General features: G+C 52.9%; 15 protein-coding genes. 7 read left to right on the top strand and 8 right to left on the bottom strand.

Annotated elements, in window-relative coordinates; genetic code table 11:
* The 7 genes from KO087_RS02235 to nadA all read right to left on the bottom strand — a co-directional run.
* Positions 1-322: transposase family protein (locus tag KO087_RS02235; RefSeq protein WP_215507272.1), on the bottom strand; the 322-nt coding region annotated here is incomplete at its 3' end.
* 126 nt (positions 323-448) lie between these two features.
* Positions 449-2,059, bottom strand: a complete 1,611-nt coding sequence (locus tag KO087_RS02230) for a BspA family leucine-rich repeat surface protein (RefSeq protein WP_215507270.1) — start codon at positions 2,057-2,059, stop codon at positions 449-451.
* Between the two features lie 237 nt (positions 2,060-2,296).
* Positions 2,297-3,025, bottom strand: a complete 729-nt coding sequence (gene ymfI, locus KO087_RS02225) for an elongation factor P 5-aminopentanone reductase (protein WP_215507268.1) — start codon at positions 3,023-3,025, stop codon at positions 2,297-2,299.
* Positions 3,026-3,090: 65 nt separating this feature from the next.
* Entirely contained in the window at positions 3,091-3,891 is an 801-nt protein-coding gene (locus KO087_RS02220; protein WP_215507266.1) for an aspartate dehydrogenase domain-containing protein, read from the bottom strand.
* Positions 3,888-4,424, bottom strand: a complete 537-nt coding sequence (locus tag KO087_RS02215; RefSeq protein ID WP_215507264.1) for a transcription repressor NadR — start codon at positions 4,422-4,424, stop codon at positions 3,888-3,890. Before KO087_RS02215 ends, KO087_RS02220 begins: the two co-directional genes overlap by 4 nt.
* Positions 4,411-5,274: a carboxylating nicotinate-nucleotide diphosphorylase gene (gene nadC, locus KO087_RS02210; RefSeq protein WP_215507262.1), complete on the bottom strand. Its 864-nt coding sequence runs from the start codon at positions 5,272-5,274 to the stop codon at positions 4,411-4,413. Before nadC ends, KO087_RS02215 begins: the two co-directional genes overlap by 14 nt.
* A gap of 13 nt (positions 5,275-5,287) precedes the next feature.
* The gene (gene nadA / locus KO087_RS02205) at positions 5,288-6,187 is read right to left on the bottom strand and encodes a quinolinate synthase NadA (protein WP_215507260.1); all 900 of its coding nucleotides are present in this window, start codon (positions 6,185-6,187) and stop codon (positions 5,288-5,290) included.
* Between the two features lie 151 nt (positions 6,188-6,338).
* Between nadA and KO087_RS02200 the strand changes: the two genes are divergently transcribed.
* The 7 genes from KO087_RS02200 (at position 6,339) to KO087_RS02170 (ending at position 11,357) form a co-directional block, all read left to right on the top strand.
* On the top strand, positions 6,339-6,659 hold the full coding sequence (locus tag KO087_RS02200) for a rhodanese-like domain-containing protein (RefSeq protein WP_251374896.1): 321 nt from the start codon (positions 6,339-6,341) through the stop codon (positions 6,657-6,659).
* Between the two features lie 77 nt (positions 6,660-6,736).
* Positions 6,737-6,916, top strand: a complete 180-nt coding sequence (locus KO087_RS02195) for a rubredoxin (RefSeq protein ID WP_421949887.1) — start codon at positions 6,737-6,739, stop codon at positions 6,914-6,916.
* A gap of 40 nt (positions 6,917-6,956) precedes the next feature.
* The gene (locus KO087_RS02190; protein WP_215507256.1) at positions 6,957-7,916 is read left to right on the top strand and encodes an NADH:flavin oxidoreductase; all 960 of its coding nucleotides are present in this window, start codon (positions 6,957-6,959) and stop codon (positions 7,914-7,916) included.
* Positions 7,917-8,015: 99 nt separating this feature from the next.
* On the top strand, positions 8,016-8,285 hold the full coding sequence (locus KO087_RS02185; RefSeq protein WP_215507254.1) for an ACT domain-containing protein: 270 nt from the start codon (positions 8,016-8,018) through the stop codon (positions 8,283-8,285).
* 14 nt (positions 8,286-8,299) lie between these two features.
* The gene (locus tag KO087_RS02180; protein WP_215507252.1) at positions 8,300-9,655 is read left to right on the top strand and encodes a PFL family protein; all 1,356 of its coding nucleotides are present in this window, start codon (positions 8,300-8,302) and stop codon (positions 9,653-9,655) included.
* Positions 9,656-9,669: 14 nt separating this feature from the next.
* Positions 9,670-10,722: an inorganic phosphate transporter gene (locus KO087_RS02175; RefSeq protein WP_215507250.1), complete on the top strand. Its 1,053-nt coding sequence runs from the start codon at positions 9,670-9,672 to the stop codon at positions 10,720-10,722.
* Between the two features lie 8 nt (positions 10,723-10,730).
* Entirely contained in the window at positions 10,731-11,357 is a 627-nt protein-coding gene (locus KO087_RS02170) for a DUF47 domain-containing protein (RefSeq protein ID WP_215507248.1), read from the top strand.
* Between the two features lie 32 nt (positions 11,358-11,389).
* Here KO087_RS02170 and KO087_RS02165 read toward each other — a convergent pair whose 3' ends face one another.
* Entirely contained in the window at positions 11,390-13,252 is a 1,863-nt protein-coding gene (locus KO087_RS02165; protein WP_215507246.1) for an ATP-dependent helicase, read from the bottom strand.
* Positions 13,253-13,285 lie beyond the last annotated feature (33 nt).

Genomic DNA, 13,285 nt, shown 5'->3' with positions numbered 1-13,285 from the left:
CCACTACATAGGCAATTAAGCGCTTTGTCATCTGCTTGCCCTTGGCGGCAAAGGAGAGAGGTGCTTCAAAGCGCGCGCCGCAATCCTTGCAATCATAGCGTGTCTTCTTGACGCGAAGAAACACGTGCTTGCGCCGCATCGGTGCGTCCCGAAGGACTTGCTCCCGGTGATCGTGGACCCAGGCGTGGGATGAGCCACAGTGAGGACAAACCCGATCGTGGACGGGTTTACAATCAATGGTAATGAGGCGTCTTTCTTCTGAAACACCGGTGACCTCGACATCTTGGATTCCTAAAAGTAATGTGGTAATATTGTTTTGCACTTGTTTGCCCCCCTTTATTATGTTGTGGTGATTTAATTTTAGGTGATAGGGAAAACAAGTGCTATCTTTTTGCACAAAAATATCCATTGAGGAGATTACTCCCCAATGGATATTATAGAGCCTTTTTTATTTTAGTTTTATGGTCCGCGTGATTTCCACTTCTTGTGTCGCGGCGTTCCAGATGATTTCTTTTCCGTCGACCAAGCCCAGGGCCCGTGCCACATTGGCGATGGGAAGGTAGGTGCGGTCGTTTTTAATCATGGCTTTGGTGTCGCTTTCGTAGATTTTGCCGTTGACGATGATTTTGTTTGTGTCCACGGGGATTTCCACGCGAGTGGTTTTGTCTGTCAGAAGGACGGTGCGCGTTTCATTGATCCACTGTACGTCCATGCCCAGGCTTTCCGCCACGTAGCGAATGGGGAGCATGGTGCGGTTGTTGTGAATAAAGGGGGCGACGTCCACTTGGCCGTTCGTCTTCATGCCCTGTACACGGCGCTCAAGATTTTTCGAACCGATTTTCAGTTTGACGGAGAACTGTAGGGTGTTCTTCGCAGGGTCTTTCGATGCTCGGCTCGGATTGGGCTTAAATTGAGGGGACGGGGAAGCGGGGCGAGCCGGCTTGTTGGGCTTGGGCCGATTCGGAAGGGGGGTTCCGGGAGTCGGTGCCTTCTTTTCCCACTTGGCGTAGAGGGTCATGTTCCCGACGACGGCACTTGCAAAGTCGTAGGCTTTGGTGAGATTGGCATCGGTGTACCACCCGGCGAAGGTGTGATCCGCCTTGGCAGGATCTTGAGGCTTATTTAAGAGATAGCCTTCACTAACGGTGGCCGGTCCGATTTTGCTGCCGCCATTGGTTTCGAAGGTAATGGTGTAGGACCTGTTGCTCTTCAAGCGGAAGTAGCCGGGTTGATCCGCACCGCCGTCGATTCGCGCGTACTCTTTGTTGACGTGGTCTTCGTTATATACGGTGCCTTTTCCGCCGACGAGGGAGGTGCAGCCGGCAAACATATTGCTCGCATTGACTCGATCAGTAATTCTATCGGTGCGGAAGCCGTCGGTGGCGAAGATGGTGCGCAAGTTTTCGCAATGGTAGAACATATTGGCCGTAAACTGCAAATTAGAGGTGTTAAAGCTACTGAGATCCAGGGTGCGCAGGGCGGAGCAGCCGTTAAACATGCCGATCATGCTGGTGACCGAGGTGGTGTCGAAGCGATAGAGGTCGACTGCTTTCAGTGCTTTGCAGCCGTAGAATAGGTAGTCTGCGTTTTTCAGTTGACTCGTGTCGAAGGAAGCGAGGCTGACGCTCTCCAGTTGGGGACAGTTGTAAAAGAGATTGTTCAGTACTTCAACTTTGGAAGTATCCACGGCATCCGCAAAGTCGACGGTCTTCAATTGCTCGTAGTTTTGAAACAAGGCGATTGATTTTTCAGGAAAGGCGATCTTGGTGTTGTCTTCGCTTAAGACGTAATACTTTCCGTTTTTTTCGTAGACTTTGATTTTGTCGCTGTTATCGGCGCCGACGGGAGTGCCGGTCATGCCTTGGATGTGGGGTGCATTATCCGTTTTCTTGCCGAAGATAACTTCCGTCGCCTTATCTTTCGGTACGGCGCGGTGAAAGGCATTTATGTCCAAGGTGGTGTTTTCTTGAGCGTGGGCCGCTCGGGGGCTAAAGATGGCGACGGCCAGGCTGAGGCATAAAAAAAGGCCCAAGCACTTGCCAAAGGAATGTTTAATCATTGGTGTATCTCCTGTTCTTTTGTGATGTAAAAATTTTATCACGGGAAAAAAGAGGGGAACAAGAACAAAGGCCGTCGAATTTCTTCATATTTTCTAAGAGAAGGGTCGGATAATCTTACAAAACGGGGATATTTGAAGAAAATTAAATACATTTGTTTTACGGCCAACAAAAAAGCCGCCTCGTGGGCAGCTTGATCTTTTCTGTTTTAGATGCCCACGGCGGCGCGACCCACGGCTTTAGCGAAAGTGCCCGTCGATGGGGATGATGTCTCCCGTAATGTAGGCGGCTTCGTCGGAGATCAGGTATTTCACCAGGCTCGCGATTTCTTCGGGCTTGGCAAAGCGGCTAACGCCCACCTCTTTGCGAAGGGCGGCCAGTTCTTCTTCGGAAAAATCCTTGCGCATCATGTCCGTGTCCACGATGCCGGGGGCCACGGCGTTGACGCGAATGCCGCTGGGCGCCAGTTCTTTGGCCAGGGCCTTGGTCAGGGAATTGATGGCGCCTTTTGATGCGGAGTAGCAGGTCTCCATGGCGGCGCCGGCTTCGCCCCATATGGAGCTGATGTTTATAATAACGCCGCCCTTTTTGTGAAGCATATGGGGAATGGCCCGTTTGGAATTAAGGAAGACGGAGTTTAAATTGGTGCCGAGGATGTTTTGCCAGGTGTCGAAGGCCGTGTCCTGCAGAAGATCGTAGTGGGAGATGCCGGCGTTGTTAATTAGTATGTCCACGTGGCCGAGGTTTTTTTCCGCCGTGTTAAAGAGATAGTCCACGTCTTCTTCTTTGCTTACGTCGGCCTTTACGGCGATAGTATAGGGATTGGTTTTGCGAAGTTCTTCGAGGAGTGCGTGGGCGGCTTTTTCACTGCGGAAATAGTTAATGACGAGCTTGTACTCCGGATTTAATTCTCTCGCGATGGCCGCCCCGATGCCTCGAGACGCGCCGGTAATCAAAACTGTTTTCATAAGACTATTTTACACATGAGGCGCTGTTTCGCCAATAAAAAAGCCGCCTTCGCGGCAGCTTTTCCTTAGAAGTATTGCACGGGATCGGCCAGGTTTTTCAACAGGGCCGCCACGCTCCATGCGGCGGTGACGCTGGATTTCGGATTTTTCGGATCGGGCTTGGAGGTGATTTCCACCACGGCCTTGGCTTTTTCGTTTTCCACGGTGACCCGATGGGTGTTGCCGGGGCTTTCGGGATCGCTTACGATGCGCACCTTGGTGGCATCGGCCCCCGAGGTGGTGAGGCCTGTGGCCACGGCCACATTGGTGTTTTTCGGAAAGCCCTTGATGGCTTCCGTGGCGCTTCCTTCGAAGGCGACGACTTTTTTATCCGTAGGCAGGTCTTCCTTTAGGTAGGGGGCGCCGTTTAAGCTTTTCGGCGCTTTCGTGCTTTGAATTTCAGATTGCACGCCGCCCATAAGGGTGAAGGTGCGCATTAAGTCGAAGCCGCCGATGGCGCCGGAGGTAATGTGCACTTTTCGGCCTGCTTTTTTTGCCGCCGATTCGATGTCGTCGTATAGGGCGGCATCGGCCAAGGCGCCGACGGAGGTAATGACCACGTCTTTGCCTGCCTCGAGCAGGGGCACGATGTATTCTTTCACGGCGCCGACGCCTGCGATTTCCACGACGATGTCCGTGTCGTCGGCGAGGAGGGCGTCGAAATTGTCGTAAAGGGGAATGGTCTCGCCTTTTGCGGCAATGGTTTTTTCGTCGAGGACTTGATCGAAAATCCCCACGAGGTGGTAGTCTTCTTTTAATTTGTCTAAAATAGCGTCCACGAGAATGTGGCCCAGGGCGCCGTAGCCGATGACGGCGATGTTTTTCATGCTTCCTCCTTGAAAGGTTCTTCGGGCACTAAAAAGCCCGCTTCGGCCAAAGCCGCTTCTACTTCATCTAAGGTTTCTTCGTCTTTGGCAAAAACCGTGTGGAAGTGGTAGCCGTTGGTAATGTTGTTCAGTGGGGTGCTGACGCTGTGGTAAATGTCGTCCATAAAATGGTTCACGTCTTTACGAGATTGAATATTTAATGTGGCGGCGATTTTTCCGTAAAAGCGGTGCTCTACATAGACATCTTCCACCGTGGCCCCCAAGTCCACGATGAGATTCAGCTCCTTGGTGATTTCGTCGTCTCTGTGGTGGCACTTGAATGTGCGGCGAAAGCCCGTGGGCGCGTTCATGTAGTAGCCGCGATTGGTGGAGTGGATGGGAATGTTTTTCGCCCGAAGCAGGCTGATATCTTGGACGATGACCTGCCTGGAGACGGAAAAAGTTTTGGCCAGGCTGTCGCCGGAAATGGGCTCAGCGGATTCCCGAAGGGCTTTTTCGATTTCGTAGAGCCGCGTTTCCTTATCGAGAACCATCGGGTGTCAGTCCTTTCATGGAAAAATCCAGCACCGGCGCCGAGTGGGTGAGGGCGCCGGAAGAGATAATGTCGGCGCCTAAATCTTTGTACTTGGAAATGTTGTTTAAATCCATATTGCCGGAAAGCTCCACCAGGGCGCGCCCGTCGATGAATTCGACGGCTTTTTTTATTTCATCCGGGCTCATATTGTCCAGCATAATAATGTCCGCGCCGGCCTCCACGGCTTCTTTTACCATGGCCATGGTCTCCACTTCCACTTCGATCTTTCGTACGAAGGAGGCGTAGGCCTTCGCCCGCTTGATGGCTTCTGCGACGGAGCCCGCGGCGCCGATGTGATTGTCTTTGAGCATGACGCCGTCGGTGAGGTTGAAGCGGTGGTTCTCGCCGCCGCCGCAGCGAACGGCGTATTTGGCAAAGATCCTAAAATTCGGCGTGGTCTTTCTGGTGTCCACGATTTTCGTCTCGCTTCCCGCCAGGGCATCGACCATTTTCTTGGTGTAGGTGGCGATGCCGCTCATCCGTTGAAGGAAATTTAAAGCCACCCGCTCCGCCGTCAGGAGGGCGCGAATGGGGCCTGTGATCGTAGCGATTAAATCCCCTTTCGTCACATCATCGCCGTCTTCGAAATACCACTGTACGGCGGTTCGCTCGTCGAAGAGGCGGAAGGTGCGTTCAAATACCGGGGCGCCTGCGAGCACGCCGTCCGCCTTGGCGAGAAGCTTCACCGAGCCCATTTCGTCGGCATCCACCAACGCGTTGGTTGAAATGTCTTCTTCGTTTACGTCTTCTTTTAGGGCGGCCAAAATGGCGTCGTCCATCAAAAAAGGCGCCAAAGTCAAATTGCCCATAAAGCTCCTTTCTTTACTTGCTTGCGATGGCGAGCATGCGATCCAAGGGAACCTTGGCCTTTTCGATTAAGTCCGCATCTAAAAGAACCTCGTTGTCGCCGGTTTCCAAAACGTGGATGATTTTGTCGATGGTGACCATTTTCATGCCGGTGCAAATCAGGTCCGGGAAAATAAATTCCTTGTCGGGATAAAGTCGGTTTAATTCCCAACCGATGCCTTCTTCCGTGAGAATAATGTTTTTGTCCTTGTTCAAATCGCCGACGGCACTTAAAATGCCCTTGGTGCTGCCCGTGTAATCGGCCAGTTCCAGAACTTCCGGTTTGCATTCCGGATGGCAGAACACGGGAGCGTCCGGGTATTGTTTTTTCAGGGCGCGCACCATGTCTGCCGTTAAGCTGTCGTGAACGGGGCAGCAGCCGGCGTTGTTAATAAAGTGCTTGTCGGGGAAAGCCCCTTCCGTATTTTGGCCTAAATTGCCGTCGGGAATAAAGAAAATGTGCTTGGCGTCGATGGCGCCTACGACTTTCGCCGCGTTGGAGGAAGTGAGGCAGTAGTCCGAATGGGCTTTCACTTCGGCGGTGGAGTTGACGTAAGAGACCACGGCGAGGTCGTCGTATTTTTCTCTCATTTCTTTAATGGCATCCACATCCACCATGTGGGCCATGGGGCAATCGGCATCGGGCTCGGGAAGGTAGACGGTTTTTTCCGGATTCAAAATCTTTACCGTCTCTCCCATAAATTCTACGCCGGCCATGACGATGGTTTTGGCGTCGATGCCCGTGGCGATTTTCGCCAGGGTGAAGGAGTCGCCGACGTGATCGGCGATGGCTTGTACGGCGCCGTCCACATAATAGTGGGCGAGAATGACGGCGTCTTTTTCTTTCTTTAAGCGTGCAAGGGTGTCCTTTTCCAAAGTAGTCTTCCTTTCTTCTGTATATTCGTGAATCCATCCTAGAATACCACAAGTGTTGGCAGATGACAACACGACTGTCTTGTCAATAAAGAAAATTGAGTCCGCCGTCGATTCAAGCTATAATAAAAGCAAGATGAAAAGGAGGCACAGTTTGGACCATTTAAAGAAACTTTTCGGCGAAAATAACACGCCGTCCATTCCCGTAAAGGAATTAAAGGACAGGTCAACGAAATTTATTTTAGATGTGCGGGAGCCCGACGAAATCGCCACGGGAAAAATTCCCGGCGCCTACACCATTCCCCTGGGGGATTTAAGTGCGCGGGAAGAGGAGCTTCCCAAGGACGAAACGATTTACATTATCTGCCGCTCCGGCAATCGCAGCCAAAAGGCCTGCGCGTATTTAAACGGTCGCGGCTATGACTGCATCAATGTAGCCGGCGGCATGCTGGCCTACGACGGGCCCGTGGAATAAAGGGTGCCGCAGAAGTTCGGAAAAAGCTTTTGAAGCCTGAGAAAGCGGGTATAGTTAAAAGAGAATAGGAGGAAGTTATGGAAAAAGATATGAGCAAGTATCGCTGCAAACCCTGCGGCTTCGTGTACGATCCCGCCAAAGGCGTGCCGGAATACGGCATCGAACCGGGCATTCCCTTTTCTGAATTGCCCGACGACTGGACTTGCCCCAAATGCGGCACCAGCAAATGGATGTTTGTAAAAGTCGAAGAAGATTAAAGCGCTCGCAAGAGTGCTTTTTTCATAAGCAGGAGGAGCCATGAGAACACTAAAAGATGCCCTTAACGTAGGCGTGGCCATTCACAGTCGCTTGGTTATGCCGCCCATGGTGACAGAAGCCTCGGTGGGGGGCGAGATCAGCGAAACGACTCTGGCCTATTACAAAAAAATGGCGGCGAATAAACACTTCGATCTCTTTATTATCGAACACAGCTACGTCGCAGAAGACGGCAAGGCGAGCTTGAAGCAAATGAGTTTGGCCGACGACGAAAAAATCGCCGGGCATAAAAAACTTGTGGCGGCCATAAAAAGCGTTCGCCCCGACGCCGCCGTGTTCTTGCAATTAAACCACGCCGGCATCAAAACCCGAGGCGACATGATCGGCAAAGACCCCATGGGCCCCTCGGTGCGTCCCTGGGATAAAATGTGCCGTGCCATGACCTTCGACGACATGGCGCGGGTGAAAGCGGATTTCGTGGCGGCGGGCCTTCGGGCGAAGGCGGCGGGCTACGACGGCGCGGAGCTTCACGTGGCTCACGGCTATTTGCTGAACCAATTCCTTTCCCCCCTCACCAATTTCCGCACCGACGACTACGGCAAAGACCGGGTGAAGTATCCCCTGGAAGTCTTTCTGGCCATGAAAGAAGCTCTGGGCGACTTTCCCCTGGCCGTGCGCATCGGCGGAATCGAAACCATTGAAGGGGGCACCACCGTGGCAGACGGCGTACGCGCAGCCAAAGCCTTTGATAAGGCCGGCGCCGCCCTTTTAGACATGACCGGCGGCATGACCGGCTACAATCGGCACGGCCACAAGGAAGCCGGCTGGTTTAAAGACCTGAGCCGCGCCGTAAAAGACGAAACCACGGCCCCGGTGCTTTTAACCGGCGGCATTACCACCTATGAGGAAGCGGAACAACTACTGGCAGAGGGTGCGGCGGATCTTTTCGGCATCGGACGCGCCTTTTTGAAAGATCCGGATTGGGAGACGGATAAACTATAAGAAGCTGCGGCATGACCTCGGCTTTTTTTTGCGCAGAATTCCCCTGAACCATGTATCCATGTCTATGTTATAATAAGTTCATTACAAAGGAGGGATTGGATGAAAGCTGTTGTCAGTGTTTTAGGTAAGGATCAGGTAGGGATTGTTTCCCGGGTTACGACGCTTTTGGCGGATCATGGTTTTAATATTTTAGACATTAGTCAAACCATTGTCAGTTCTTATTTCACCATGATTCTCGTGGTGGAACACGCCGATGAAAATTTTGCCTTGGAAAATGTTGTGGAAGACTACGAAGCTTTGGGCAAATCCATGGGTTTGGACATTCGTATGCAGCATGAGGCGCTTTTTAGCCGTATGCACCATATTTAGAAAGGACGTCTCTTTTGGATAATTCTTCGATTCTCGAAACAATTCACATGCTGGAGCATGAGAATTTAGACATACGAACGGCGACCTTGGGGATTTCCCTTATGGATTGCGTCTCCGACGATGTGGACGTGGTATGCAAGCGGGTTTATGACAAGATCACCACCTTAGGTGCCGACTTGGTCGATGAAGCCAATGCCGTCGGCGCCAAGTACGGGGTGAGCGTGGTCAATAAGCGCATTTCCGTCACGCCGGCTTCGTTGATTTTGCCTCGCGGCACGAAAGAGGATTTCGTGAAGCTGGCCAAGGCTCTGGACGATGCAGCCATTAAAATCGGCGTCGACTTTATCGGCGGCTTTTCCGCTTTGGTTCACAGCGGCATGACTGAAAGCGAGCGGGCTTTAATCGAAGCCATCCCGGAAGCTTTGGCCACGACGGAAAAGGTGTGCTCCTCGGTAAATGTGGGCACGTCGAAATCGGGCCTCAATATGGATGCCGTGGCTTTAATGGGCAAAGTGATTAAGGATGCGGCCTATTTGAGTCGCGACGCGGATTCCATCGGCTGCGCGAAGCTGGTTGTCTTCGCCAATGCGGTGGAAGACAATCCCTTTATGGCCGGCGCCTTCCACGGCACGGGCCTCGGGGATCACGTGCTCCACGTGGGCATTTCCGGTCCCGGCGTAGTGAAGACGGCCTTGGAAAAATTCCGCGGCGCGCCTTTCGACGAAGTGGCCCAATGCATTAGCGAAATGACTTTCAAGATCACCCGCATGGGCGAATTGGTGGGCAAGGAAATCGCCAAGCGTCTGGACACGCCCTTCGGCACCATCGACTTGTCTCTCGCACCGACGCCGGCGGTAGGCGACAGTGTGGCGCGGATTTTGGAAGAAATCGGCGTAGGCACCGTGGGCGGCCACGGCACCACGGCGGCTTTGGCCATGTTAAATGACGCGGTGAAAAAGGGCGGCATCAATGCATCCGCCCACGTCGGCGGCTTAAGCGGCGCCTTTATTCCCGTATCGGAAGACGAGGGCATGATTTCCGCCGCCGCATCGGGCGCCTTGGCTTTCGACAAATTAGAAGCCATGACCTGCGTCTGCTCCGTCGGGCTGGACATGATCGCCATTCCCGGAGACACGCCGGCGGAAACTTTATCGGCCATGATCGCCGATGAATCCATGATCGGCATCATCAATCACAAGACCACGGCGGTGCGCCTGATTCCCGTTGTGGGCAAAGACGTAGGCGACAACGCCACCTTCGGCGGCCTGTTAGGGGAAGCGCCTATTCTTCCCGTGCACAAAAACGACTGTGCGGCCTTTGCGGCACGGGGCGGCTTTATTCCTGCGCCCATTCACAGCTTTAAAAATTAAATCGAAGGGAAGCCATGACTGTTACCATTCAAGAATTCGTCTCCATGATGGCCCAAAGCCCCGCCATTTTTCTCACGACCCTTTTGGTCTTGGCGGTGGTTTTTGTCAACGGCTGGACCGATGCGCCCAATGCCATCGCCACCGCCGTATCCACGCGCAGCATTGCACCGCAAAAGGCCATTTATTTGGCCACGCTCTTTAATTTTCTCGGGGTCTTTATTATGACGGCCCTTAACGCCAATGTGGCGGAGACGATTTACAACATGGTGGACTTTAACGGCAATACAAACGAAGCCTTAATCGCCCTGGCCGCGGCGCAGGTGAGCATCGTGATTTGGTCGACGGCGGCGTGGTACTTTGGGATTCCCACGTCGGAATCCCACGCCCTCATCGCCGGGCTCTCCGGCTCGGCCATCGCCTTGCACGGGGGCCTCGCCGGGATCAACGGGGCGGAGTGGATGAAAAACATCTACGGCCTCGTCCTCTCCACGGTCATGGGTTTTTTCATGGGCTATGTGGTGGTAGAGATCATTAAGCGCCTTTTGGCGGGCTCCGACCGGCGAAGGTCCAAGGCCTTTTTCAAAAACGGGCAGATCGTCTCGGCGGCGGCCATGGCCTTTATGCACGGCGCCCAAGACGGGCAGAAGTTCATGGGCGTATTTATGCTGGCCTTCAGCTTGGCTGCCGGCACCGGCGGCGCGGGGCATTTCGTAATTCCGGCGTGGCTCATGATTTTAATATCGCTGGTTATCGGCCTGGGCACCAGTTTAGGGGGCCTGCGCATTATAAAATCCGTGGGCATGAACATGGTGAAGTTGGAAACCTACGAGGGCTTCGCCGCCGATATCGGCGCCGTAGTGAGCCTATTCGCCGCTTCCCTGGCGGGGCTTCCCGTTTCCACCACCCACACTAAAACCACGGCCATTATGGGCGTGGGGGCATCGAAGCATATTAAAAACGTGAACTGGTCTGTGGTAAGCGACATGGGTCTGGCGTGGATCTTGACCTTTCCCGGCTGCGGGATCATCGGATTTATCGTCACTTCCGTGCTGATTCATCTGTTTTAGGAGAAGCTATGAAAGATAGAAAATTCGATTACTTCCGAAAATTCAGCGATATGGCTCAAAAGGCATCGCAGGCGGCAGATCTGTTGCAGATCACCTTGGGCACCTACGACGGGGCGAAATTGCGGGAGAAAACCGATGCCATGAAGCGCATCGAAAACGACTGCGATCAGATCATGCACGATATTATGAATCGCCTGGCCGTAGAATTTTTGCCGCCCATCGAGCGGGAAGACATTATCGAGATCACGGACAAGCTGGACACGGTGGTGGATTCCATCGAGGAGATTTTGCTGGGCCTGTATATGTACCGGGTGCGGGAGCTCATTCCCGAGACCTTGGAGTTTGTGGATCTCATCGTCGAAAGCACATCCATGCTGGAAGAAGTTGTGTTGGAATTCAGCAATTTCAAGCGCTCCAACGAAGTGAAGGAAAAAATCATTCACATTAATTCCCTGGAAGGGGAGGGCGACACGCTGTACTTAAATGCCATGCGCTCCCTCTTCGACTATACCGGCGAATTCGATCCCAGAAAGACGATTATCTGGAAGGAAATGCTTCAGGTCTTGGAAAATTGTTTGGACAGCATTGAAGAATGTGCCAACGAATTTGAAACGGCCATGTTGAAAAACGGTTAAACAAAAGCGCCCTCTCGTGTGAGAGGGCTTTTCTAATGCTTTTTTCGCGCCTTGACGATGGCTTCTTTCGACCAGGTGAAAAATTCCGAAGGCGGCACGGATTCCCGATCCACGTGGCGGGGCCTTAAGAGATAAAGCCGCTCCTTCGCCCGGGTCATGCCAACGTAAAAGAGGCGACGTTCTTCTTCCAAAAGGCGCATCTCCTCCGCCGGATCCACCGGTGTCTTCGGCAAAGAAGGAATGGCATCGGCATTTAAATCCATAATAAACACGGCGTCAAACTCCAGGCCCTTGGCGCCGTGAAGGGTGGATAACACCAGCCCCTTTTCTCCGGCGCGGGTGCCCTGCATCAGGCGGTCCAGGGTTTTGAGGCGGCCCAAGAAGCGGTGGTAGTCGTCGGTTTTACCCGCGATGTACTTGGCGTAGTAGAGAATGCGCATGGAGGTGGTCTTCGAGGAGCCGAAGGTGGCGGCGTGGCTCGCAATGTAGGCTTCGTATTCCAAATCTTTTTGGATGAAGCGAAAAGCTTCGGCGGGGGCCAATGTTTTTAAATGGTGAAAATCCCGCTTCAGGGCCTTCACGTCCCGCACCACATAATCCGGGAGCTTTAAATCCAAAAGGGCGTCAAAGACCGATCCAACCACGCCTTTTTTCTGCAGGGTTTCGATCATTTTTTTCGACAAATAGCCGCGAATCTTGTAGTAGAAGGTGGAAAAAGCGGCGAGATCAGTGGGATTTTGGCTGAATTCGTAAATGGTGATTAAATCTTGAAGCACCCAGTGGCGGAAAAAGCGGCTCGTTCGCTCCTTGGCGGCAAAGGGGATGTTCTCCCGTTCCAAAAATTCCACCAAGCCGATGGAAGAGACGTGGTTTCGGTAAAGCACGGCCACATCCTTCAGCTCGTGTTTTTCTATTTCCGAGGCGATAAAGGCGTACTGCTTGTCTAAATTATTGAGCTCCACGGCGCGCACTTCCGGGCCCGGGTCCTTTACCGCGATGGGCGTCTTTTGGTAGCGGGCCTTGTTTTGCTCGATGAATTGGGTGGAGAGGGAAATGATTCTCTCTTGTGAGCGGAAATTTTTTGATAAGTAGTAGAGAGATAAATCGTCGTAGCGTTCATTGAGGTGCAGGAGCTCGCGAAAATCCGCCCCGCGAAAGCCGTAAATGGACTGATCGTCGTCGGCGACGATAAAGAGATTGTTCTTGGACCCCGCAATGGCTTCGATAATGGCCAATTGGCCCTTGGAGGTGTCTTGGCCTTCGTCCACCTGAATGTAGTCGTAGGTGGCGCGCACGGCCCGAAGAAGCCCCGGGTCCTCCTTGAAAATTTCCGGCACCAGGGTAATCATGTCGTCGAAGTCGATCCACTGCCTGTCCCGCTTGAGCCCCTCGTAGCTTTTATAAAATTTCAGAAAAAGGGGCGTGGCGGCTTCTTTGTTGTATGCCTCCGGATCCAGAATTTTGTTTTTCACGTAGCTGATTTCCCTTAGCAGGGTCTCCACCTGCTCCTCATTGGGGCTTTTGTGCATAATCTCCTTCCAAAGATCCGTGGCGATGCGCCACTTGCTCAAGGCCCGATTGGATTCGATTAAGGTGTAGCTCGTGCCTCGGCGGCGCTCGTCGTTTTTCAAGACGGAGTAACAGAAGCTGTGGATCGTGGAAAAGGCGGGCATGGGGCTGTTTGCGAAAAGGTTTTTATAGCGCAGGGCCAAATCCCTGGCCGACGCCTTTGAAAAGGTAATGGTTAAAAGTTTTTTTCTGTCCACGCCCTCGTCGATGAGCCGTTTCGTGCGGCTTAAGAGCATGGTGGTCTTGCCGCTGCCGGGTACGGCTAAAACCAAGGCCGGACCTCCGTTGTGGCCCATGGCTTTTAATTGTTCGTCCGTTAAATTCATAGTCACCTCGGGGAAAGTATATCACGACTTGCG

This window comes from Peptoniphilus rachelemmaiella (genome assembly GCF_943169845.1).
Classification (GTDB): Bacteria; Bacillota; Clostridia; order Tissierellales; family Peptoniphilaceae; genus Aedoeadaptatus; species Aedoeadaptatus rachelemmaiella.
This window is presented reverse-complemented; position numbering and strand designations above follow the sequence as displayed.